This window comes from Pseudomonas sp. R5(2019), from assembly GCF_009905435.1.
In the GTDB taxonomy this organism is placed as follows: domain Bacteria; phylum Pseudomonadota; class Gammaproteobacteria; order Pseudomonadales; family Pseudomonadaceae; genus Aquipseudomonas.
This window is the reverse complement of the sequence record NZ_JAAAMT010000041.1, coordinates 1-21,705: the sequence shown is the minus strand read 5'-3', so window position 1 is coordinate 21,705 and position 21,705 is coordinate 1. Positions and strand designations below refer to the sequence as shown.

Below are 21,705 nucleotides of genomic sequence, written 5' to 3'. Positions count from 1 at the left end.
GAACCACTGTGGGAGCGGATTTATCCGCGAATAAACACCGCGGTTTATCAGGCATTGTGCGGCGTCTACATTCGCGGATAAATCCGCTCCCACATGGATCTCGCCTTAACTGACTGGCATTGAGGCAATTCCTTGCCCCTACAAAGTGCGTTTGCCCTACTTCGGCGCCTTGATCGTGCGCAGATAAGGCAGCTTGATGTCGATGTTGCCGTATTTCTCCCGAGCCTGATCATCATTGAGCGCGAGGGCGACGATCACATCCTGGCCCTGCGTCCAGTTGGCCGGGGTGGCCAGTGGCACGTTGTAGGTCAGCTGCAGGGCGTCCAGCGCACGCAGCACTTCGGCAAAGTTGCGGCCTACGGACATGGGATAGGTCATCGACAGTTTGAGCTTCTTGTCCGGCCCGATGATGAACACTGAACGCACCGTGGCCGTATCGGCAGCCGTACGGCCATCGGGCAGGTAAGCCTCGGCCGGCAGCATGTCGTACGCCTTGGAGACAGCCAGCCCTTCATCGGCAATGATCGGAAAAGTGGCCTTGGTGTTGCAGATTCCTTCAATATCGCCCTTCCACTTCTTGTGCGCGTCGACACCGTCGACTGACACGCCAATCACCTTGGCGCCACGCTTGGCCCATTCATCGGCCAGTTGTGCCACAACGCCGAATTCGGTGGTGCACACCGGAGTGAAGTCTTTCGGGTGGGAAAACAGAATGGCCCAGTCCGAACCAATCCAGTCGTGAAATTTGACAGGCCCCTGATCGGTATCGGCCGTAAAGTCGGGGACCTGGTCGTTGATACGCAGTGCCATGGAAATGCCCTCCTCAAGTGTGATGAATTGCAAGCCTGAAATAGCCTAGTCCGGATTCACGAAACTGGGGGTGAACCGTGCATCGGTCTTTTCAGGCAACAAAAAACCCGCTGCCACCCTTTCAAGGCGACAGCGGGTTCGAGGTGATGCCGCTTTACTGGCTGTCAGGCAGCGCGTAAGCGATCACATAATCGCCGCGGTCAGGCGACTGGCGCGCACCACCGGCGGTGATGACAACGTACTGCTTGCCGGTTTTCGGCGACACGTAGGTCATCGGGCCACCCTGGCTGCCGACCGGCAGGCGGGCTTTCCAGGCTTCCTCACCGTTGGCCGTGTTGAACGCGCGCAGGTAGTAGTCCTGAGTACCGGCGATAAACACCAGGCCACCCTGGGTGGACAACGTACCGCCCAGCGTCGGCATACCGATTGGCAGCGGCAGGTGCATCTTGATACCCATCGGGCCGGTGTCCTGAACGGTGCCAACCGGCACTTGCCATGCGACTTTCTGGGTCTTCATGTCGATCGCGGTCAGGGAACCGAACGGCGGCGCCTGGCAAGGGATGCCGGCAATCGACAGGAAGCGGTTCTTGTTCACGGCATACGGGGTGCCTTTGAGCGGCACCGCGCCCATGCCGGTGTTGATGGCTTCGCCACCCGAAGAGGCCTTGGCGTCTTTCTCCTGCGGGACCATCTGAATCCACAGGCCCAGACGCATGTCGTTGACGAAGATGAAGCCGTGTACCGGATCAGTCGAAATGCTGCCCCAGTTCATGCCGCCCAGCGAACCCGGGAAACTCAGCGACACATCGGTGCCCGGTGCGGTGAACAGGCCTTCATAACGCATTTTCTTGAACGAGATGCGGCACAGCATTTGGTCGAACGGCGTGGCACCCCACATGTCCGACTCGGTCAGGTGTTCGGCGCCGATCTGTGGCATGCCCACCGATTTGAGCTGGGTTGGCGAGTAAGGCTCTTTCGGGATGCTGGCGGCCTTGACCGGCACTTCCTCGACTTTGGTCAGCGGTTTACCGGTGGCGCGGTCGAGCACGAAGATCTGACCGGCTTTGGTACCGATGACAATAGCCGGCACCTTGCTGCCGTCTGCCTGGGTGAAGTCGATCAGGCTTGGCTGCATGGGCAGGTCGAAGTCCCACAGGTCGTTGTGAACGGTCTGGTAGACCCACTTCTCTTCGCCCGTGGTGGCGTTCAGCGCGAGAACGGAAGCGCCGTATTTGTGGTTCAGCTCGGTACGTTCCACACCGTAGAGGTCGGTGGACGAACTGCCCATCGGCAGGAAAATGGTGTTCATCGCCGGGTCGTAGGACATCGGTGCCCAGCTGTTCGGCGTGCTGCGCACGTAAGAGCTGCCGTCTGCGGGGGCCTGCTTGTCTTGCGGGTTGCCCGGGTCGAATGCCCAGCGCATTTCGCCACTGATGACGTCGAAACCACGGATCACACCCCCTGGCATGTCGGTCTGGACGTTGTCGGCGACGCGACCGCCGACCACCACGGTGGTCCCGGCCATCAGCGGGGCCGACGACAGCTGGTAGTACGAATCAGGGACGTTGCCCAGGCCGGCTTTCAGATCGACCTGGCCATTGTTACCGAAGCCCTGGCAGAACTCACCGGTTTCAGCGTCAACGGCGATCAGGCGCGCATCGATGGTGTTGGTCAGCAGGCGCCGCTGGCAATTGGCACCGGCCGGCACGGCAACGGGCGTGGCGGGCGTGCTGCCGTCGGTGGGCTGGGCGACTGCAGCGCTGGCGTCGAAGTAGGCCATGCCGCGGCAGCGCTGCCAGACAGCCGACTGGGCGTTGATCGCGTTTTTCCACAGCTGTTTACCGGTGTCGGCATCCAGCGCGATGAGGTTGTTGTGCGGGGTGCAGATAAACACCTTGTCGCCTACCTGCAACGGCGTCAGCTGGTCTTCGGCGCCGTTGCCATTGCTGAGCGCGATGTCGCCAGTCTGGTAAGTCCAGGCCGGTACCAGTTTGGAGACGTTGTCACGGTTGATCTGGTCCAGCGCGGCGAAGCGGCTGCCACCTTCGTCGTTACCGTAGTGCGCCCAGTTTTTCTGGGCATTGGCAGGGTCGACCTTGGTCAGGCCCGGGCCGTTGCCGGTAGGGGCGACCGAAGCGTGGGGGACGAACATGCCCGCTGCACCGCCGACCACGGCGATCACCAGCAGGCCGCTCAACGCGTAGCCACCGGCACCGCCGGCCAGGCCATTGGCCTTGCGCAGGGTTGGGTAAACCAACGCCACCACCAGGCTCAGTACGCCCAGGGCGAACAGGCGCGAGATCTGCGGCCAGAAGTTCAGGCCGGCATCGACCAGCGCCCAGATCACAGACAGCCCCATCACTGCCGCGAACAGCCAGGCGCCCGCCAGGCGCTGTTTGAAGAGCAGTACAGCCGATACCAGCATACCGAGGCCGGCGAGCAGGAAGTACCCGCTGCCGCCAAGTGTCGCGAGGTAGCCGCCACCGGCTGCGAAGAGTAAGCCAAATACCAGCACACCCAAGGCGGCGACCCAAATGGGCCAGCGGCTGACGGATGCCGGCGGTCGAGAGTTAGTCATAGTGCAAGATCCTGCTGACGCATGAACGTTTGTGGGAAAAGTTAAGAGTAGTGAAAGCAACAGCCTTTGCCGCTGCTTCAAGGACAGTGGCCGCTGGGGGACTTTTCATGATCTGTTAGCGGAATGCCTGCAAAGTCCGTTAACTAATTAGTTAGTTAGGCTGGCAACGATATCAAAGAAATGTCGCCCCTGCGACAATTGGTCATTCGAGGGGTAGGAAAAAGATTGTTGCGCTGTAGGTAATAATCCGGATTTAAGCCGCGTCCGGCGAATTTTCCGCTGAGCATGGTGTTAAATAGAACGCTCAGGTTGTAAGCCCAGACCCAGTCGCGCATTGCAGTGCAACGAGAACCGATATGAGCACCTTTTTTGAAATACCTGATGTCCCTCAGCCAGCGCTCAAGCAGGATGGGAACTTTCACTGCGTCACCCATCAACAACCGGCGGTACCAGCATGATCGAGGTCACTGAGGTTTCCATTGCCCAGCTGCGGGCTGCGCTTGAATCCGGCCAGACCACCGCGGTTGAGCTGGTCCAGGCCTACCTCGCCAGGATCGCTGCCTACGACGGCGCCGACACGCCGACCGCCCTCAACGCGGTGGTGGTCCGCAACCCCGATGCGCTCAAGGAGGCACAGGCGTCCGATGCCCGTCGGGTCAAGGGCCAGACGCTCGGTCCGCTCGACGGCATTCCCTATACCGCCAAGGACAGTTATCTGGTCAAGGGGCTCACCGCAGCCTCGGGCAGCCCTGCCTTCAAAAACCTGATTGCCTATCGCGATGCGTTCACCATCGAACGGCTTCGGGCCGCGGGTGCGATCTGCCTGGGCAAGACCAATATGCCGCCCATGGCCAACGGTGGCATGCAGCGCGGGGTATACGGTCGCGCCGAGAGCCCGTACAACGCTGACTATCTCACCGCCCCTTTCGCATCGGGTTCCTCGAACGGCGCCGGTACTGCAACCGCCGCCAGCTTCGCGGCCTTCGGTCTCGCTGAAGAAACCTGGTCGAGCGGACGGGGCCCCGCCTCGAACAATGGCCTGTGTGCCTATACGCCTTCGCGCGGGGTGATTTCGGTGCGCGGGAACTGGCCATTGACGCCGACGATGGACGTTGTCGTGCCCTTTGCACGAACCATGGCGGACCTTCTCGAGGTGCTTGATGTGGTGGTCGCGGACGATCCCGACACGCGAGGAGATCTGTGGCGATTGCAGCCCTGGGTGCCCATTCCGAGCGTCGCCTCGGTACGCCCCGACTCCTATCCGCAGCTTGCCGCGAATGTTGATGCGCTTGCCGGAAAACGTCTCGGCATTCCCCGTATGTACATCAACGCGGATCCCGAAGCGGGCACGGCTGATGCGCCCGGTATCGGTGGCCCCACGGGGCAGCGGATCAATACCCGCCCCTCTGTGATCGGGCTCTGGGAAGCGGCTCGCAAGGCACTCGAAGCCGCGGGTGCCGAAGTGATCGAGGTCGACTTCCCGCTGGTCTCCCATTGCGAGGGTGACCGTCCTGGTGCGCCGACGGTGTTCAATCGGGGCCTGGTGTCCCCAGAGTTCCTTCATCATGAGTTGTGGGATCTGACGGCCTGGGCGTTCGATGATTTTCTCCGGGCCAACGGCGATCCCGCGCTGAACCGTCTGGTCGATGTCGACGGCCCGCTGATTTTCCCGCACGACCCCGGGACGCTGCCCAATCGGGAGGGAGACCTTGCCGCTGGCATGGACGAGTATGTGCGCATGGCCGAGCGCGGCATCACGCCGTGGGACGAGATCCCCACGCTGGCTGACGGCCTGCGCGGGCTTGAACAGACGCGCCGGATCGATCTGGAGGACTGGATGGATCAGCGGGGGCTCGACGCGGTGCTGTTCCCGACCGTAGCCGACGTTGGGCCCGCGAATGCCGATGTCGATCCGACGTCTGCGGATATCGCGTGGAGCAACGGCGTCTGGGTCGCCAACGGCAACCTCGCCATCCGCCACCTGGGCGTGCCCACGGTCACCGTGCCGATGGGCGTCATGCCGGACATCGGCATGCCGGTCGGGCTGACTTTTGCCGGTCGTGCCTATGACGATTCGACGCTGCTTCGCCTGGCCAGCGCATTTGAGTCGACCGGCACGAAGCGACTCATTCCGCCTCGAACCCCGCCCTTGTCGGCGGGTAAAAGGCCGGCGGGTACAAAATAGAAAAGACGGGATTGGGGCACTACACGCCTCAATCCCGCCCCGTAACGAAAAGCCGGAAGCCACGCTCACGCGCTCTGCCTGCCCGCCGGCTGAGTGATCTGGAAAATAAAAAGGAAAATGGCAGGGGCGGCTGGATTCGAACCAACGCATGGCAGGATCAAAACCTGCTGCCTTACCGCTTGGCGACGCCCCTGTATCTGTTGCGATGAGTGCCTGGCACTCTATTTCTGATGGTGCAGCGTGCAAGCAACACGAGATGCTGCTTCCTTCGCCGCAGGCCCTGGGAGGGCCATTGCAGGAATGCGCGGAAATTTACCAGCTTTCGCTTCGTCCGGGAAGCCCCAGAACAAACAAATTGTTGTGAAAACAGCGGCTTACTGTTTATCGAGGTCCGGCACCCTCCTCCCGTGGGCTTTTGAGCGGTCAACTGGGGGCACCGCGCAGGCTATGATCTTCAGTGTTGCCGAGCCGAAATTTACGCCTGGCCCTTCGTTCATCTCATGAGGGCAGCCCTTGATGAACACCCCCGAGCAGGCACTCGCACTGCACAGGGACGGCTACACACTGCTACCGGCATTGATCAGCCAGGAACAAGTCCAGGCCGTGCGCCAGGCCATCGACGCCTTGCGCCCTCGGCACTGGGACTACCAGGGCGTGCTGGACCATTACAAATGCGTGTTTAACCGCGACCCCTTCTGGTTGCCTTACCTCGACCTGCCAGCCGCCATCGCCCTGGCCGAAGCTGTGCTGGGCGAAGACTGCCATGTGATCGGCCAGACTGCCTGGCGCTGCCACCCCGGTTTCGTCGGCATGGGCCTGCACCTCGACTATCTGGCAATGGCGTTGCCTTCGGCCCTTCTGGACGACCCGACCTTCGAGCTGCCCATGTACATCTGCACCCTGCAGCTGTACCTGGACGACATCGACGAATCACTGGCCCCCACTCGGGTCGTACCCGGCAGCCACCGCGCCGGGCGCGCACCGACGCCTGGGGAAAGCCACTGGCGCGGCACACCGGCCCAGCCGATCTACTGCCGCGCCGGCGATGCCCTGATGTTTCGCAGCGAGCTCTGGCATGGCGGCAGTCCAAACCTGGACCCTGTGCGCAGTCGTTACCTGCTGCAGGTGCATTATGGGCGGCGCATGATGGCGCAGAAGTTTTCGCCCTACCTGCAGTGGCAGTTCAACCCGCTCGTGATCGCCGCAGCCAGCCCGCGACAACGACGGCTGCTGGGTGAGCATGTGGAAGCGGAATATGACTGAGTCGTTCAAGCAATGAGCAACCGACTGGCTGCGAGCGGTTGCAGGGGGGGCAATCCCCGCCTATGTTCCTAGCGAGACATTGTCTGCGTCGGCTGCGCGATGACTCGCTGCATTGTGCTGTAAGTCCGGCGCAATTTCCCGCAGGGAGGTGACGATATGCCAAACCATTCCAGCCCCGCCGTGCTCGCATTGATCGGCAATACGCCGATGGTGCGCATCAGTCGGTTCGATACCGGCCCGTGTACGCTGTTCCTCAAGCTCGAATCACAGAACCCCGGCGGTTCGATCAAGGACCGCATCGGCCTGGCGATGATCGACGCCGCCGAGCGCGATGGTCGCCTGCGTCCCGGCGGTACCATTGTCGAGGCCACCGCCGGCAACACCGGCCTGGGCCTGGCCCTGGTCGGCCGTGCCAAGGGTTACCGGGTGGTGCTGGTGGTGCCGGACAAGATGTCCACCGAAAAGGTCCTGCACCTGAAGGCAATGGGCGCCGAGGTGCACATCACCCGCTCCGATGTCGGCAAGGGCCATCCCGACTATTACCAGGACGTGGCGGCGCGGCTGGCCCAGGAGATTCCCGACGCCTTCTTTGCCGATCAGTTCAACAACCCCGCCAACCCGCTGGCCCACGAGTGCAGCACCGCCCCGGAGATCTGGTCGCAGACCCAGCACGATCTGGATGCCATTGTCGTCGGCGTCGGTTCGGCGGGCACGCTGACCGGGCTCACCCGCTTCTTTCGCCGCGTACAACCGGACCTGGCCATGGTGCTGGCTGATCCGGTGGGCTCGGTGGTTGCCGAATACAGCCGCACGGGCACGATCGGTACGCCGGGGTCCTGGGCGGTGGAAGGCATCGGTGAAGACTTCATTCCGTCGATTGCCGACCTGTCCAGCGTGCGCCAGGCCTATTCGATCAGCGACGAGGAAAGCTTCGACCATGCCCGCCAACTGCTGCGCGCCGAAGGCATTCTTGGCGGCTCCTCGACCGGCACATTGCTGGCGGCAGCGCTGCGCTATTGCCGCGAGCAAACCGAACCGAAGCGGGTCGTGACCTTTGTCTGCGACACCGGCACCCGCTACCTGTCGAAGATCTACAACGACCAGTGGATGACCGATCAGGGCCTGCTGCAACGCAAGCGCTACGGCGACCTGCGTGATCTGATCGCACGGCGCTTCGAGGACGGTCGAGTGATCAGCGTAAGCCCCGATGACACACTGCTCACGGCCTTCCAGCGCATGCGCCTGGCCGATGTGTCGCAACTGCCGGTGCTGGTGGACGGCCAGCGCCTGGTCGGCGTGATCGATGAGTCCGATATTCTGCTGGGCCTGCACGAAGACGCTACAAACTTGCGCATGACGGTGGCCAGCGCCATGACCGGCACACTGGAAACCCTGCCGCCCAGCGCTTCTCTGGCTGAACTGCAAGCGGAGCTTGACCGCGGCCTGGTGGCAATCATCGCCGACGCCTCGGGTTTCCACGGTTTGATTACCCGTGTCGACCTGCTCAATCACTTGAGGAAGTCCCTGCCATGAGCCAGCACGATGACACGCCACGCGCCTTCGCCACCCGTGTGATCCACGCCGGGCAGGCGCCCGACCCTTCCACCGGGGCGCTGATGCCGCCGATTTATGCCAACTCCACCTATGCGCAGCAGAGCCCCGGTGTGCACAAGGGCCTGGACTACGGGCGTTCCCACAACCCCACGCGCTGGGCGCTGGAGCGTTGCGTGGCGGACCTGGAAGGCGGCACCCAGGCCTTTGCCTTCGCCTCCGGGCTGGCGGCGATTTCCTCCGTGCTTGAACTGCTCGACGCTGGCGCGCACGTCGTCTCCGGCAATGACTTGTACGGCGGGACTTTCCGCCTGTTCGAGCGGGTACGGCGGCGCAGCGCCGGGCATCGCTTCAGCTTCGTCGATCTGACTGACCTGCATGCCTTCGAAGCAGCGCTAGAGGACGACACGCGAATGGTCATGGTCGAGACGCCGAGCAATCCATTGCTGCGCCTCAGCGACCTCGCCGCCATCGCCGACATCTGCAACGAACGAGGCATCCTCAGCGTTGCCGACAACACCTTTGCCAGCCCATGGATACAGCGCCCGCTGGCGCTTGGTTTCGATATCGTCGTGCATTCGACAACCAAGTACCTGAACGGCCACTCCGACGTGATCGGCGGCATTGCCGTGGTCGGGGAGAACACCGCATTGGCCGAGCGCCTGGGCTTCTTGCAAAACGCGGTCGGCGCGATTGCCGGCCCCTTCGACGCATTCCTGACCCTGCGCGGCGTGAAGACCCTGGCACTGCGCATGGAACGTCACTGCAGCAATGCACTGGAGCTGGCGACCTGGCTTGAGCGGCAGCCGCAGGTGGCACGCGTCTATTATCCAGGCCTGCCGTCACACCCGCAGTACGCGCTGGCACAGCGGCAGATGCGCGGATTCGGCGGGATGATTTCCCTGGACCTGAACAGCGACCTGGCCGGCGCCAAGCGTTTCCTCGAAGCTGTACGGATCTTCGCCCTGGCCGAGAGCCTGGGCGGGGTGGAAAGCCTGATCGAGCACCCGGCGATCATGACCCACGCCACCATCCCTTTCGAAACCCGCGCACAGCTTGGCATCGGCGATGCACTGGTGCGGTTGTCGGTGGGTGTCGAGGATGTGGAAGACCTGCGCGCGGACCTGGCCCAGGCGCTGGCGCGGATCTGATTAGCGTTCTGGCCAACGAAGCAAATGCCACTTTCTGTAGGAGCGGACCTGGCCGCGATGGGCCGCGCAGCGGCCCCTTGGGCCTTTGACATCGGCGAATCAGCTTACGAGTGCCGGCGGTTTCAGAATCGCCGGGGCTGCTTCGCAGCCCAGCGGGGCCAGGGCCGGGCCGACACCGGTTGCGTCGCTCAGTTGCCTAACTATCTGGCATTGCGGCTTGCCGGCGATGGCGATCTTACGGCCTTCATCGCCGGCAAGCCGTGCTCCTACTTGAATTGAGCGATCAACCAATCCTTCAGACGGCAGCACGCTGGATCATCGGCCTTTTTTTCGTTGATCATCAGATACTGCACCGCTTCTCTGAGCGTCAGCTCTTCCGTCACGGGCCGAACCAGGCGCCCCTGCTGTACCAGATGTCTCACCAGATGGTCCCACCCCAACGCAATCCCTTGATCATCCAGCACCATTTGCATGAGAAGGCTGTAGTCATTGCTGCTGAAGTAATGCGGGTTTTCTGAGGCCGGGATTTGTAAATCATGCGACTGGAAAGCGAACCACACGTTCCAATCAACCTGCTCTGATAGCTGGGAACGGCCATAAGGGTTGAGGTCCAGCAGCACACTGTTGCGCATGCCCTCCAACGTTCCAAGCTCAGGATGCGCCTTCAGATAATGAGGCGTGCACACGGGATAGACGACTTCATGAAACAAGGGTATTCGCAGATAACCGGAGCGAGGATCAAGCGCCTTGGTAATGAAGATATCAGGATTTATACCAGGCTCCATCACCAGAAAATGCTGAGTGGTGATGACATTCAGGTCGACATCAGGGTTGGCGCTGAAGAAGTCCTTCAGCCGGTGCGATAACCAAAGAGCTGATAATGCCGGTGAACAACACAGCGTCAGCGTGCGTTTATCGCTTTTTTCTCGGCGAATTCTTTCCGTCGCCTGAAAGATGTTGAGCAGTGATAGCTGTGCCGCATCGAAGAGTGCTGTGCCCGATGCCGTCAGCCTGACCTCCCTCCCCGTACGCGTGAACAACTCTGTACCCAAATAAATTTCAAGCTCGCGAATCTGACGACTGATAGCCGCCTGGGTGACGCACAACGCTTCGGCGGCCCGGGTAAAGTTCCGATACTTGGCGGCGGCCACAAACGATCTCATGGCCTTGAACGACGGCATTGCAATCAGGGCCTGATCAGGCAGGGACCTTTTAGCCATAACAAAAACTACCTGTTTTCTCGGAAAAAAAGTCGATTCTACCGACCGGATGCCGGGTCTTACACTTTACCGCACGATGCGCTGCGAACCACTGACCAACCTAAAGCCCTGACCAGGAGACGAAATGCCGTACAGAACAGGAAGGGAAGCTTTCATGCAAGGTGTCCGAGCGCTCATTCCATTGACTCCCGGCGTCATTCCATTCGGCCTGGTGGCGGGGGTCATGGCTATCCAGATGGGAATGTCGCCTGGCACGACCATCGGCATGACGCTGCTTTTCTATTCTGGATCCGCTCAGATGGTCGCCCTCCAACTGCTGCATAACGATGTTCTGCCGTTGGCGATTGTGGTCACGGCGCTGGTGATCAACTTGCGCTTTATCATGTACAGCGCTTCGCTTGCGCCTTATTTGCACCACTTGCCCCGGCGCTGGACGTGGCCCGTGTCCTACATGCTTTCTGACCAATCCTATGCGCTTTGCAGTCTCAAGTTTTCCTCAGGCGAGCTAGGGCAATTCGCCCACCAGTTCTACGCCGGCACCGCTGTTGCCATGTGGCTGTCCTGGCAATTATCGGTAGTGGCGGGCGTCTACCTGGGAGCAAGCATCCCCGAAACCTGGTCATTAAGCTTTGCCATACCGCTTTCTTTTCTAGCGCTTCTCGTTCCCGGCATCCGGAGCGCAGCGAGCTTGGGCGCCGCCCTGGTCGGCGGGCTGCTCGCCGTATGGGCGGTCAATATGCCCTATAACCTTGGGCTGATAACCGCTGCCATAGGCGGCGTCATGGCGGGTCTGTTGATCGAGAGTGTTCGCAAAAGCGCGGTGACCGGTGCGCTGACCGACGACGTCAAGGGGGAGACACGATGAGTGATCTATCCTTGTGGGGGCTGTTCCTGGCAGTCGGCCTGGGAACGTTCGCCATGCGTCTTTCCTTTATCGAAGTGTATGGACGATTGCGAATCCCGGCGTTGCTGAGCCGAGCCTTGGTTTACGTACCGGCGAGCGTGCTGGCTGCCCTTGTATTACCCGCCGTGGTTTACCCCAGTGGACAGGGTGAATTCGTGCTCGATAACCCACAGATACCCGCCGCCATTATTGCTGCCTGGGTCTCTTGGCAGACTCGAAATACTGTCCTGACGCTGGCGGTCGGTATGGGAGCGCTGTGGGTATTCAAGTTTATAGGTTTGTAACGCGCCTCCGGGCGCGCTCAACAACGCGTTCTTGAATAGATCAATGAAAGCGCAGGGTCCATTACCAGATTTTCCAGGTGTAGGTCGCTAGCAAACGGTTCTCCTGGTAGTCGGCACCATAGCGGCTTTTGACATCGATGTTACGGGCTTCAAGGCCCACCCCCTTGAGCGGGCCGCTTTGCAGCACGTAGTTCATCACCAGGCTTCTTTCGCTCTCTACATCGGTTGCCAGGTTGGGTCCGCGCTCTGCATCCGTCCCCCGCAAGTAACGGGTCATCACGTTCAGACCCGGGACTCCCATCGTCGCGAAGTCGTAGTCATAACGCACTTGCCAGGAACGCTCGCCGGCCTTGAAGAACGACACGGTCGACCAGTTCACCAGGTAAGGTTGCGGGGCATAGCCACTGAATAGCGGGAAGGCATCATCGCCATACATGCGCTGATAACCCAGGGTGAAGGTATTGCCACCTTTTTTCAGCGCCGTCAGAAAGCCCAGCGCCCGGTTATCCAGGTCGCCAGCCAGCTTCTGCCCTTCCCCGCGGTTGTGGTAATAGCGCACATCGTTTTTGAGGCTGTAGCCACCGCCCATGTCCAGGGTGTAGCTCACCCCCAGGTAGTGCTGGCGATAGATATCTTCCAGCTGGCCATAGAAATACGTCGCGTTGAGCGCCGGTGTGAAGTCGTAGCGCCCCCCGGCGAAATTGAGCCCGCTGCTGCGGTGGGCCGGATTGTCGCCGAACAGAAAGATCTCCTCTCTGTTGGTGGATTCGCGGCTGCTGATCTTCCAGAACCGCCCGGCGTCCAGCGTCAGGTTTTCCCATTCACGGGACTGCAGGGTCGCCCCCTCGTAGGTGGTCACCAACTGCCGAGAGTCGTCAGTGTAGGCCACCGGCAAGGTCGGGCGATGTTCACCAACCCGCAGCTCGGTTTTTGACACCTTCACTTTCGCGGTCGCCCCGGCACGACCATAGTCACGCACCGATTCGCCCTTGCTGTGATCGAACGGCAGAATGGTATCCGGAACGCCTGCCCCGCCATCGAGCCGATAGGCGAACTTCCCGGAAGCGTCCAGGCCGAACTGCACCGGCCCATCGGTGTAACCGGACTTGAACTGCAGATCGAACCCCTGGCTCCAACTGCCGACCTGCGACTTGGGGGCGTTGTGCTGCTTGAAGTCCTTGTTGGAATAGAAATTTCGCAGCCCCAGGGTCAGGTGACTGTCCGCGGCAAAATCAGCCTTCGCCTGCGGCACGAACGAGAAGGTCGCAGCGGTACACAAGGTCCCGAGATAGACAACAGATTTCATGCAGCTCATTCCTTATTATTGTTGTATGAAAATAAACAGCGCAGACGAGCGAACCCGTGCGCATGCATTGAAGCGGCGCAGGATTGGCATGGGTTGTTAAAAGGGCGCGGCTGATAAGCCGCGCCAAGACCGCTCTAGACGTCGAGCATTCGACCTGGAACGGGTACACAAGGGGTTACTGGCCAGGCTGACGCCTCAAGCCCGCATCCAAACGCTTGGGAGCAAGTCCATCAATTCGAGTAAGCAGAGAACCGCTGCCTCCATTGGTCATTGATCGGTGCCGCACGCAAGGTGTCCACCGACACCAGGACAACTTTGAGGGAAAAGCGAACTCGCTCCTGGTTGTTGCAGCGGGCGACCAGGAACAGGCTCAGCGATGAACGCCCAATCGCCATCACTTCCAGAGAAAACTCGAGCACGTCTTCATAGACGCTGGGACTGATGAACTCCACATCCAGCCGAACAGCGGGGATGGTGAGGCGAAGGACTTCCTGAAGATGACGGAAGTCGATGCCCAGCCCATCTCGGAACCAGTCTTCTACCACCTCGTTGCAAAGCTCCGCATAGCGAGGGTAGAAGACGATCCCGGCAGGATCGCAATGCGCGAACCGGACAATCTTCCGGGTGGTGAACTTCATGACGCTTTCCTTGTAGTGAATATCGAGAAGGACTCAGGGGAGCCAATAAGCCTGGCATTTACCGCGAAGCAGTTCCTGCAAGAGCCTGTCGCGCGCTTGCAACAGGCGGTCGACATCCACAGACGCCGTTTCTTCCCCTACGCCAGCCGCGACCCGAGCCGCGAGTGCTGGCCCGACCGAAACCTTGCCGAGATCGGCCCAGATGGCTTCGACTGCCTGCCAGAGCGGTTTTTCAAACAATCCTGCGATACCGCCCTCGCCGCCCGAGAAATGCAAATTCATGAACGGGCCAAGCAACGCCCAACGCAGCCCGGGGCCATGGGCGATGGCGGCATCGATATCGGCCACACTGGCAACGCCTGCCTCGACAAGGTGCAGCGCTTCCTGCCAAAGCGCGGCTTGCAATCGATTCGCCACGTGCCCCATCACTTCTTTGCGCAGATGAATGGGGTGCTTGCCAATGGCCCGGTAGAAGTTCATCGCCTGCTCAATCGCCAAGGTGGAGGTCGTAGCTCCGCCCACCACCTCCACCAGCGGAATCAAGTGGGGTGGATTGAACGGATGCCCCAGTACCACACGCTCAGGATGACGAGTGCAGGCTCCCTGGAACTGGCTGACGACGAAGCTGGAAGAGCTGCTGGCCAGAATGGCGTCAGGTGGTGCGGCAGCATCCAGGCGAGCGAACAACTCGCGCTTGAGATCCAGACGCTCGGGACCGTTTTCCTGGACAAACTGAGCGTCACCAACGGCCTCCTCAAGCGAGGGGGTAAAGCGCAAGTTGGCCAAACAAGCCCCGGGCGCCAATCCTGCTGCTACCATCGCCGGCCACTGTGACTCGACCGTAGCGCGCAGCCTGACCTGCGCATCCGGCGCGGGATCGGTAGCAACGACATTGAGGCCTCGCGCCAGGAAGGCCGTTACCCAACTTGCACCGATCACCCCGGTCGAGACAACGGCAACTCGCTTGATGTCATGGCTCATGAAAAGATTCCTTTTTACGCCAGGGCGAACTGCGGTCGAACGAGTGCTTTTTTCGATGACAGGCCCATGATCTCTCGCGCCTCGGCAGGCGTCGCTGGCTCAAAGCCCATTTCACGAACCAGCCGAACGATTCGCTCGGTCAGCTGGACGTTGCTGGCCAATTCACCCTGGCGGTAGTAAAGGTTGTCTTCCAGGCCTGTGCGAACATGGCCGCCGAGCAACAGAGCATTCATGGCCGCAGGCAGTTGGCTCGGCCCGATGCCGCTGACGCAAAAGAGGCTCTCCTTGGGCAGGAGATCCACCATGTTCTGAAGGATCTTGGGTGAGTACGGCATGGCATTCTGAAACCCTTTATGCACGTTCAGCACAATGTTGATGAAGTACGGCGGCTCGTCGAAGCCAGCCTCGATCAAGGCGTTTACGTCCTGGAGAATGTGAGTAGGACTGAATACCTCCCACTCCGGTTTGATGCCTCGTGCACGCATGCCTTCGGCAAGCTCACGGCACCGAGAAGGCGGCGTGTTCATCAAAAACTCGCGACCACCGAAACTCGCATTGATGGTCGTGGCGTCCAGGGTGCACATCTCGGCGCCGGCTTCCATACCTTTGAGGCGCTCCTCCCAGAGAATTTCCCAGTATCCATTCGCGGCCTCGCGAACCATGTCCCCAGTCACGCCACCGCCAGTGGAGTTGTTAATGACGATGTCGCACTTGTCGCGGATACGCTGGTTGATATCCAGGTAGATGGCCGGGTTGCAGGTCGCTCCCCCGTCAGGCCGGCGGGCATGCACCGCCACCACGCTGGCACCGGCGTTGTAACAGTCATAGACGTCGCGGGCGATCTCTTCTGGTTGAGTCGGAAGGTGCGGATTCTGTTCTTTACTGGCCATTCCGCCTGTTGGGGCGATGGTCACGATGACTTTGTTCCCGCTCATTTCGTTTACTCCCTTCAATCCATTCTTATTAAGTGTTGTCATGGGTTTGATCGCCCAGGCGTCGGGCACTCCTGGGAACAGCGACCAACAATGTCACTGCGCCCAGGCAACTCAGCACGGCGGCAAAGAGCAATCCGCTGGACATGCTGCCGGTGGTGGTCATGATCCAGCCGATCAAGGTCGGGCTGATAAACCCGCCCAGGATGCCGATCGAGCTGATCACGGCGATCCCCGTGGCAGACTCGGATGGGCTCAAGTAGCCAGGAGGAATGGCCCAAAATAATGCGATGCTGAAAATGAAGAAGGCGGCAATCGAAAGCATGAACATAGTCGCAACGAACTCTCCGCCAAAAAGCTGAGCGGCATAGAGCGCCAGAGGACCGATAAACAAAGCGCTCGCAACATGCCAGCGACGTTCCTCAAAGCGATCGGAACTCCAGCTCATGAGCAAGATGCCCAGAGCACCGCAAGCGAATGGGATAGCCGAGTACCAGCCGATCTGAGCGATATCGGTTACACCCAGTCCCTTGATTGTCGTTGGCAACCAGAATGTGATGGTGTAGACGGCACAAGCGCCGGTGAAATAGACGAAAGCAAGAATCCAGACCTTGGGATTAGCGAATGCCGCTTTTAGTTTGCCTTGGCCATGTGAGTCGCCCTCATGCTTGCAGTCTGCCGCCATCACCTGCTTCACCACCTGCTTTTCGCGCTCGGTCAGCCACTTGGCCTGCTCCGGTTTATCGGCCAGCAACAGATAGACAAGCACCCCGATGAGCACAGTCGGCAGGCCCTCGATAACAAAGAGCCACTGCCAACCATGCCAGCCCGCAACACCATCAAAGTGTTTCATGATCATGCCGCAGAGCGGTCCACCCAACATTCCTGTAATCGGCATACCGAAAAGGAAAAGACCGGTGACACGTCCGCGCCTGGAGCTCGGATACCAATAGGTCAGGTAAAGAATGACACCCGGAAAGAAACCGGCTTCGAAGACACCGAGTAACAGTCGCACGACATAGAACTCGGCAGGAGTGGTCACAAAGGCCGTGGCGGCCGAAGTCAGGCCCCACAACACCATGATCCGAAGGAAGGACCGTCGAGCGCCGATCTTCTCCAGCCACAGGTTGCTGGGCACTTCGAACATCAGATAGGTGATGAAAAAGATACCGGCGCCCAAACCGAAGACCGCGTCGGAAAAATGAAGATCCTGCTGCATGGCCAGCTTGGCATAGCCCACATTGATGCGATCGAGGAAGGCCATCATGTAGGCGATCAAAATGACCGGAACAATGCGGAAGTTGATCTTGGACCAAACAGCATTTTGTTCGGTTTGATTAACGTGGACAGATAGAGGTGCTCCGTTTTTCAACGGAAATGATTCAGTTATCACGAGAACTGCTCCTATGTAATTATTGTATTAGGGCTCTCTAAAATTCGATTCTGGGGCGACCGAAACCGTCCCGCATCGGAATCACACACTAAACGGTCTAAAAATATTCCTTGGTTATCAGCGATAGATGAGTGTCAATCCCGTGTTGTTTGTCAGCACTTCATGCGGTGTGGGATGAGCTCTACCGGGTTCGCCCTGGCCTCAAGTTCGTTGCATGTCGCAGTCAATCGGCAGCATCTGTCCTGAAATCGAGCGGCCGCTCTCGGAGGCCAGAAACACTGCCAGATCAGCGATATGCCCGGGATCGACCAGATGCTTGAGCGACTGAGTGGTCAGGGCTTCATGTGTGACTTCATCAGTGGACTTACCGCTGACCTGGGCACGCCCGGCGAGCACGCTCTGGAAACGTGGCCCGTCCACTGCACCGGGAAGGATTGCGTTGGCTCGGATGCCATACTCGCCCAGTTCGATCGACAGGGTCTTGGTGAAGCCAACGATGCCCCACTTGCTCGTGGCATAGGCGATGCGGTTGGGATAGCCGAGGCGCCCCGCTACCGACGACACATTGATGATGACCCCAGCCTGCGACTGCTTGAGGTGGGGGATGGCAAGGCGGGTGACATTGAAGGTGCCGGTAAGGTTGACCTGCACGACCTTTTCCCAGTCGTTCGGGTCGAGCTGATCGGCGGGTAACGTGGGCCCCGAAATACCCGCATTGTTCACCAGCACATCCAGGCCACCGAGCGATTGAATGGCCGTGGCCATCATCTGTTCGATATCGGCGCGACTACTAATGTCGCAAACCGTGCTGCGAACGCCAGGCACGTTTTTCTTGAGCGCAGAGAGGCCTTCAGCGTCGATATCACAGACGAACACCTGTGCACCTTTGGCAGCGAAGCCCTCAACAATAGCCAGACCGATACCAGACGCTCCGGCGGTGACCAATACCCGTTGCTTGTTCATTATTGTTCTCCAAACCCGCGAGCTGACGGCCAGCTGAGCCGGCCCTTTCGGTACGATCGGGCTGCTTTCGTGAGGCCTCAATATAGGTAGCCACCAACGAATCAATGAAATAGATTGCCGTTATACAACCTATAACTTCAATGGATTGCTTATGAGCCTGCGCCAGATTGATCTCAACCTTTTGGTCTCGCTGGATGTCCTACTCAATGAGCGCAACGTGACACGGGCTGCCGAACGTCTGCACGTTAGCCAGCCGGCCATGTCGGCGCAGCTGTCGCGCTTGCGCCGGATTTTCGACGATCCGTTATTGCTGCCGGCCGAAACCGGGCGTGGAATGATCCCGACTGCCAGGGCGCTGGCGCTTGGCACACCGCTGAGATCGGCGTTGAAACACCTGGATTCGGTAATCAGCCAGCAACCCACCTTCGATCCGCTCCTGGACACGCGAACCTTTCATGTGGCCGCCAGCGATAACGCCACAGCGCTGATCAGTCTCCCGTTGATCCAAAGGCTTATCACCCAGGTCGGACCAGAAATACGCATTGCCTTCCGCGCACCGGACCCTCGCCACATCGCCGAACAGATGGAGGACGGCCGCATCGACCTGCTGGTCGATGCGGAACGCCAAATGCCGGAGAACATGAAAACCCACCTGCTGCTGCAGGAGCGCTTCGTCATGGCCCAGCGTAAAGGTCACCCGCGAGGTACCGGAGCACTGGACCTGGACAGCTACTGCTCGTTACGACACGTACTAGTGTCGAGCGAGACGGGCAGTGTTCGCGGCTATATGGATGAAACACTGCAGGGGCTTGGGCGGCAGCGATCCATTGTCTATTCGGTTCCGCAATTCATATTGGTCCCCGAAATTCTGCGTCACTCCGACTACGTCTGTACCCTGCCCGCCATGCTGCTGACTCGTTTTTCGGATGTGCTGGATACCTTCGAGCTGCCCTTTCCAGCACCGAACTTCACCCTTCGGCTGGCTTGGCATCCCCGAAATCACGCCGACCCAGCCATTTCCTGGCTACGCGAATTGATCAAAGATGCTGTTAGATCGGTGTAGACAACCTGTTCCCCATGGGCTATGTCTCGTACACGATAACAAATGAGTGGCTATGCTTGGTCTGTTGCCAGACTCTGGTAGCAACATCGTGAAAGGAGGCGTTTGAGATGCAACTCATCACGTTGAAGATCGATAAGCCGGATGTGACGAACTTCATTTTGGGTCAGACGCACTTCATCAAGTCCGTCGAGGACATCCACGAAGCGTTGGTAAATGCCGTGCCAGGTATCCAGTTTGGCGTGGCCTTTTGTGAAGCCTCTGGCAAATGCCTGGTGCGATGGTCTGGCACCGATTCCTCAATGATTGAACTTGCACAGAAGAATGCGAAAGCCATCGCCGCAGGCCATAGTTTCATCATTTTCCTGGGCGACGGTTTCTATCCGCTGAACGTGTTGAATACCATCAAAATGGTCCCAGAGGTATGCCGTATTTTTTGTGCAACAGCCAATCCAACTGAAGTGATTCTCGCTGAGACGGAACAAGGGCGAGCCATCCTGGGCGTAGTGGATGGCTTCTGTGCCAATGACATTGAAGGCGACGAAGACATCCTGTGGCGCAAGAACTTGTTGCGGCAGATTGGCTACAAGCTGTGAATTGCAGCTGGTCGCGAATGGCCAAAGTCGGCCCAGACTGTGTAAAAACGCAGCAAGTGATGGCAACCAGCTGCTGGATGACGTTCTCAGGAGCCAGGAGGCTGCGGGAGGCTCAATCAGGCTCAATCGGTGATTCTGGCTGTTATGGCACTTTCGACTTCGGCGCGCCTGCTGGAGGGCGGCAAGAGTCGTAAAACAGGCCTCAGGCCTTCATCGCTGCCATCAAGGCATCGCTACCCATCAGGCTCAACAAGCGTTTGAGATTGTAGGCGAGCACATGCAGGCTCATCTCGGTACTCACCCGGTCGAGCGTTCTGGAGAGGAAATGGGTGGCGCCCATCCAGGACTTCAGCGTGCCGAACGGGTGCTCGACCGTCTGACGGCGGATTCGCATCATCTCAGGCGCTTGATCCAGACGATTCTGCATCGCCTCGAGTACGGACTCATGCTCCCAGCGGCTCACTCGTCGCTCTGGGCTAGGCGTACAGTGCTCTTTCAACGCGCAACCTCGGCAATGCGAACTCCAGTAACGGTGCAGCTTCAGCCCTTTCTCGACGCTTGAGAAACGCCAGATCAGGCTTTGCCCAGCAGGGCATCGGTATTCGTTCTTTGCTGCGTCATAGATGAAATCACCTTTGCCAAAGCGACCAGCCGCTGTCGCTCCCGAGGTCAGCGTCTTGGGTACGAAAACAGTGATTCCAGCTTCATGGCACGCCAGGATTTCTTCGCCTTTGAAATACCCTCTGTCTGCGACCGCCGAGAGTTCCTCGACGCCCATGGCTTCTCGGGCTTGCTTGGCCATTGAACTCAGTTGGTCTCGATCGACTCCGTCGTTCGTGACCTCATGCGTCACGATCAGGTGGTGCTTCGCGTCGACCGCCGCCTGCACGTTGTAGCCGACCATTCCGGTGCCACGCGTCTTCATTGAGCGGGCATCGGGATCGGTCAGGGATATCTGTTTATCCGGTGTTTCGTTGAGCTGAACCTCGATTTCCTTGAGCTCCTGCATCTTGGCTTTCAAGGTCGCGATCTTGTCGTGGAGGCGTTCGGCTTTGACCTGAGCAACGGCAGGTTCCTGACGATCTGCGGTATCGAGCGCCGTCAGGTAACGATTGATGCTGGACTCGATCTCCGCCATTCGCCGTTGAAGCGCTGGTGAAATTGCGGTCGCGATTGTTGCCCGCCTTGAACTTGCTGCCATCGATGGCCACAAGTGCTTCCGAGAACAGGCCAAGCTGCTGGTACAGCACCACGAACTGCCGACAGACGCCGCGGATTGCCTTGCCGTTATCCTTGCGGAAATTGGCGATGGTCTTGAAGTCCGGCATCAGACCTCCGGTCAGCCACATCAATTCAACATTGCGCGGGGTCTCTCGCTCAAGCCGGCGACTGGACTGGATGCGATTGAGATAGCCGTAGATGTAGATCTTCAGGAGGTCGGCAGGATGGTAGGCCGGTCTGCCGGTTTCCGCCGGGACGACACCGTCGAAACCCAGCGTGCCGAGGTCGAGCTCATCGACGAAAACATCGACCACCCGCACCGGGTTGGTGTCCGCCACATAGTCATCCAGGCTCTCGGGAAGCAGCGTGCTTTGTCCTCGATGCTCTCCCTGGATAAAGCGCTTCATTGGCCGCCCCCACTGATTTCGAATCCATTAAATCACAGCAAGGTCGATGCCAACGTTTTTACACAGTCTGGGCCAATAGCAGACGTTGGTTCTTACCTGGCCCCCCGGATCGAGAGCAACAGATCGAGAAAAGAGCGTAAGGGGTCGGCGAACACACCTTCCCGCCTCCACCGCTGAGGGCCATGGTGTCCACCTAATTTAAGTGGACACCATTTCTGGCCCCAACAAGCGGATTCCCCATGCAGCCACAGCGCCGTACCTA

The 21,705-nt window shown here is 59.5% G+C and carries 18 protein-coding genes, 1 tRNA gene and 1 pseudogene; 8 read left to right on the top strand and 12 right to left on the bottom strand.

What is annotated here, in order from left to right:
* Positions 1 to 156 precede the first annotated feature (156 nt).
* From GUY40_RS21735 to GUY40_RS21725, 3 genes are all read right to left on the bottom strand, one after another.
* Positions 157 to 810 (bottom strand): peroxiredoxin, encoded by a 654-nt coding sequence (locus GUY40_RS21735; protein WP_166570974.1) that lies wholly within the window; start codon positions 808 to 810, stop codon positions 157 to 159.
* Between the two features lie 154 nt (positions 811 to 964).
* A complete protein-coding gene (locus GUY40_RS21730) occupies positions 965 to 3,388 on the bottom strand; it encodes a glucose/quinate/shikimate family membrane-bound PQQ-dependent dehydrogenase (RefSeq protein WP_166570973.1) in 2,424 nt (807 codons plus the stop codon).
* A gap of 155 nt (positions 3,389 to 3,543) precedes the next feature.
* Positions 3,544 to 3,810: a hypothetical protein gene (locus GUY40_RS21725; RefSeq protein ID WP_166570972.1), complete on the bottom strand. Its 267-nt coding sequence runs from the start codon at positions 3,808 to 3,810 to the stop codon at positions 3,544 to 3,546.
* A 32-nt stretch (positions 3,811 to 3,842) separates the two neighbouring features.
* Between GUY40_RS21725 and GUY40_RS21720 the strand changes: the two genes are divergently transcribed.
* Complete coding sequence (locus GUY40_RS21720; protein ID WP_166570971.1) at positions 3,843 to 5,573, top strand: amidase; 1,731 nt, start codon at positions 3,843 to 3,845, stop codon at positions 5,571 to 5,573.
* 118 nt (positions 5,574 to 5,691) lie between these two features.
* On the opposite strand, the gene GUY40_RS21715 is transcribed toward GUY40_RS21720, so the two are convergent.
* Positions 5,692 to 5,766 (bottom strand) — tRNA-Gln (locus GUY40_RS21715).
* A 323-nt stretch (positions 5,767 to 6,089) separates the two neighbouring features.
* Here GUY40_RS21715 and GUY40_RS21710 point away from each other — a divergent pair.
* The 3 genes from GUY40_RS21710 (at position 6,090) to GUY40_RS21700 (ending at position 9,538) form a co-directional block, all read left to right on the top strand.
* On the top strand, positions 6,090 to 6,836 hold the full coding sequence (locus GUY40_RS21710) for a phytanoyl-CoA dioxygenase family protein (protein ID WP_166570970.1): 747 nt from the start codon (positions 6,090 to 6,092) through the stop codon (positions 6,834 to 6,836).
* Positions 6,837 to 6,992: 156 nt separating this feature from the next.
* Positions 6,993 to 8,369 carry a cystathionine beta-synthase gene (locus GUY40_RS21705; RefSeq protein ID WP_166570969.1) on the top strand — a complete coding sequence of 459 codons (1,377 nt, stop codon included), beginning with the start codon at positions 6,993 to 6,995 and terminating at the stop codon, positions 8,367 to 8,369.
* Complete coding sequence (locus tag GUY40_RS21700; protein ID WP_166570968.1) at positions 8,366 to 9,538, top strand: PLP-dependent aspartate aminotransferase family protein; 1,173 nt, start codon at positions 8,366 to 8,368, stop codon at positions 9,536 to 9,538. Before GUY40_RS21705 ends, GUY40_RS21700 begins: the two co-directional genes overlap by 4 nt.
* Before the next feature lie 266 nt (positions 9,539 to 9,804).
* Here the strand turns inward: GUY40_RS21700 and GUY40_RS21695 are convergent, their stop codons facing one another.
* On the bottom strand, positions 9,805 to 10,758 hold the full coding sequence (locus GUY40_RS21695) for a LysR family transcriptional regulator (RefSeq protein ID WP_166570967.1): 954 nt from the start codon (positions 10,756 to 10,758) through the stop codon (positions 9,805 to 9,807).
* 124 nt (positions 10,759 to 10,882) lie between these two features.
* Between GUY40_RS21695 and GUY40_RS21690 the strand changes: the two genes are divergently transcribed.
* Together GUY40_RS21690 and GUY40_RS21685 are read left to right on the top strand one after the other, a co-directional pair.
* On the top strand, positions 10,883 to 11,623 hold the full coding sequence (locus GUY40_RS21690; RefSeq protein WP_166570966.1) for an AzlC family ABC transporter permease: 741 nt from the start codon (positions 10,883 to 10,885) through the stop codon (positions 11,621 to 11,623).
* Complete coding sequence (locus GUY40_RS21685; protein ID WP_166570965.1) at positions 11,620 to 11,946, top strand: AzlD domain-containing protein; 327 nt, start codon at positions 11,620 to 11,622, stop codon at positions 11,944 to 11,946. The genes GUY40_RS21690 and GUY40_RS21685 overlap by 4 nt, the downstream gene beginning before the upstream one ends.
* Before the next feature lie 61 nt (positions 11,947 to 12,007).
* Here GUY40_RS21685 and GUY40_RS21680 read toward each other — a convergent pair whose 3' ends face one another.
* From GUY40_RS21680 to GUY40_RS21655, 6 genes are all read right to left on the bottom strand, one after another.
* A complete protein-coding gene (locus GUY40_RS21680; RefSeq protein WP_166570964.1) occupies positions 12,008 to 13,252 on the bottom strand; it encodes an OprD family porin in 1,245 nt (414 codons plus the stop codon).
* 230 nt (positions 13,253 to 13,482) lie between these two features.
* On the bottom strand, positions 13,483 to 13,890 hold the full coding sequence (locus GUY40_RS21675) for a thioesterase family protein (protein ID WP_166570963.1): 408 nt from the start codon (positions 13,888 to 13,890) through the stop codon (positions 13,483 to 13,485).
* A gap of 33 nt (positions 13,891 to 13,923) precedes the next feature.
* On the bottom strand, positions 13,924 to 14,871 hold the full coding sequence (locus GUY40_RS21670) for a 3-hydroxyacyl-CoA dehydrogenase NAD-binding domain-containing protein (RefSeq protein WP_166570962.1): 948 nt from the start codon (positions 14,869 to 14,871) through the stop codon (positions 13,924 to 13,926).
* A gap of 14 nt (positions 14,872 to 14,885) precedes the next feature.
* Positions 14,886 to 15,806 (bottom strand): 3-keto-5-aminohexanoate cleavage protein, encoded by a 921-nt coding sequence (locus GUY40_RS21665; RefSeq protein WP_166570961.1) that lies wholly within the window; start codon positions 15,804 to 15,806, stop codon positions 14,886 to 14,888.
* 28 nt (positions 15,807 to 15,834) lie between these two features.
* Positions 15,835 to 17,196, bottom strand: a complete 1,362-nt coding sequence (locus GUY40_RS21660; RefSeq protein WP_218585465.1) for an MFS transporter — start codon at positions 17,194 to 17,196, stop codon at positions 15,835 to 15,837.
* 201 nt (positions 17,197 to 17,397) lie between these two features.
* Positions 17,398 to 18,159: an SDR family oxidoreductase gene (locus tag GUY40_RS21655; RefSeq protein ID WP_166570960.1), complete on the bottom strand. Its 762-nt coding sequence runs from the start codon at positions 18,157 to 18,159 to the stop codon at positions 17,398 to 17,400.
* A gap of 151 nt (positions 18,160 to 18,310) precedes the next feature.
* Here GUY40_RS21655 and GUY40_RS21650 point away from each other — a divergent pair, with 151 nt between their 5' ends.
* Both GUY40_RS21650 and GUY40_RS21645 read left to right on the top strand, forming a co-directional pair.
* Positions 18,311 to 19,222, top strand: a complete 912-nt coding sequence (locus GUY40_RS21650) for a LysR family transcriptional regulator (protein WP_166570959.1) — start codon at positions 18,311 to 18,313, stop codon at positions 19,220 to 19,222.
* Between the two features lie 107 nt (positions 19,223 to 19,329).
* Entirely contained in the window at positions 19,330 to 19,815 is a 486-nt protein-coding gene (locus GUY40_RS21645) for an adenosine-specific kinase (protein WP_166570958.1), read from the top strand.
* Between the two features lie 202 nt (positions 19,816 to 20,017).
* On the opposite strand, the pseudogene GUY40_RS21640 reads toward GUY40_RS21645, so the two are convergent.
* Positions 20,018 to 21,443: pseudogene (locus GUY40_RS21640) on the bottom strand (IS1182 family transposase).
* Positions 21,444 to 21,705: the final 262 nt, after the last annotated feature.

Coding starts and splice junctions, on each gene's coding strand:
- GUY40_RS21735 (WP_166570974.1), bottom strand. CDS start 810: ATGGCACTGCGTATCAACGACCAGGTCCCCGACTTTACGGCCGATACC.
- GUY40_RS21730 (WP_166570973.1), bottom strand. CDS start 3,388: ATGACTAACTCTCGACCGCCGGCATCCGTCAGCCGCTGGCCCATTTGG.
- GUY40_RS21720 (WP_166570971.1), top strand. CDS start 3,843: ATGATCGAGGTCACTGAGGTTTCCATTGCCCAGCTGCGGGCTGCGCTT.
- GUY40_RS21710 (WP_166570970.1), top strand. CDS start 6,090: ATGAACACCCCCGAGCAGGCACTCGCACTGCACAGGGACGGCTACACA.
- GUY40_RS21705 (WP_166570969.1), top strand. CDS start 6,993: ATGCCAAACCATTCCAGCCCCGCCGTGCTCGCATTGATCGGCAATACG.
- GUY40_RS21700 (WP_166570968.1), top strand. CDS start 8,366: ATGAGCCAGCACGATGACACGCCACGCGCCTTCGCCACCCGTGTGATC.
- GUY40_RS21695 (WP_166570967.1), bottom strand. CDS start 10,758: ATGGCTAAAAGGTCCCTGCCTGATCAGGCCCTGATTGCAATGCCGTCG.
- GUY40_RS21690 (WP_166570966.1), top strand. CDS start 10,883: ATGCCGTACAGAACAGGAAGGGAAGCTTTCATGCAAGGTGTCCGAGCG.
- GUY40_RS21685 (WP_166570965.1), top strand. CDS start 11,620: ATGAGTGATCTATCCTTGTGGGGGCTGTTCCTGGCAGTCGGCCTGGGA.
- GUY40_RS21680 (WP_166570964.1), bottom strand. CDS start 13,252: ATGAAATCTGTTGTCTATCTCGGGACCTTGTGTACCGCTGCGACCTTC.
- GUY40_RS21675 (WP_166570963.1), bottom strand. CDS start 13,890: ATGAAGTTCACCACCCGGAAGATTGTCCGGTTCGCGCATTGCGATCCT.
- GUY40_RS21670 (WP_166570962.1), bottom strand. CDS start 14,871: ATGAGCCATGACATCAAGCGAGTTGCCGTTGTCTCGACCGGGGTGATC.
- GUY40_RS21665 (WP_166570961.1), bottom strand. CDS start 15,806: ATGAGCGGGAACAAAGTCATCGTGACCATCGCCCCAACAGGCGGAATG.
- GUY40_RS21655 (WP_166570960.1), bottom strand. CDS start 18,159: ATGAACAAGCAACGGGTATTGGTCACCGCCGGAGCGTCTGGTATCGGT.
- GUY40_RS21650 (WP_166570959.1), top strand. CDS start 18,311: ATGAGCCTGCGCCAGATTGATCTCAACCTTTTGGTCTCGCTGGATGTC.
- GUY40_RS21645 (WP_166570958.1), top strand. CDS start 19,330: ATGCAACTCATCACGTTGAAGATCGATAAGCCGGATGTGACGAACTTC.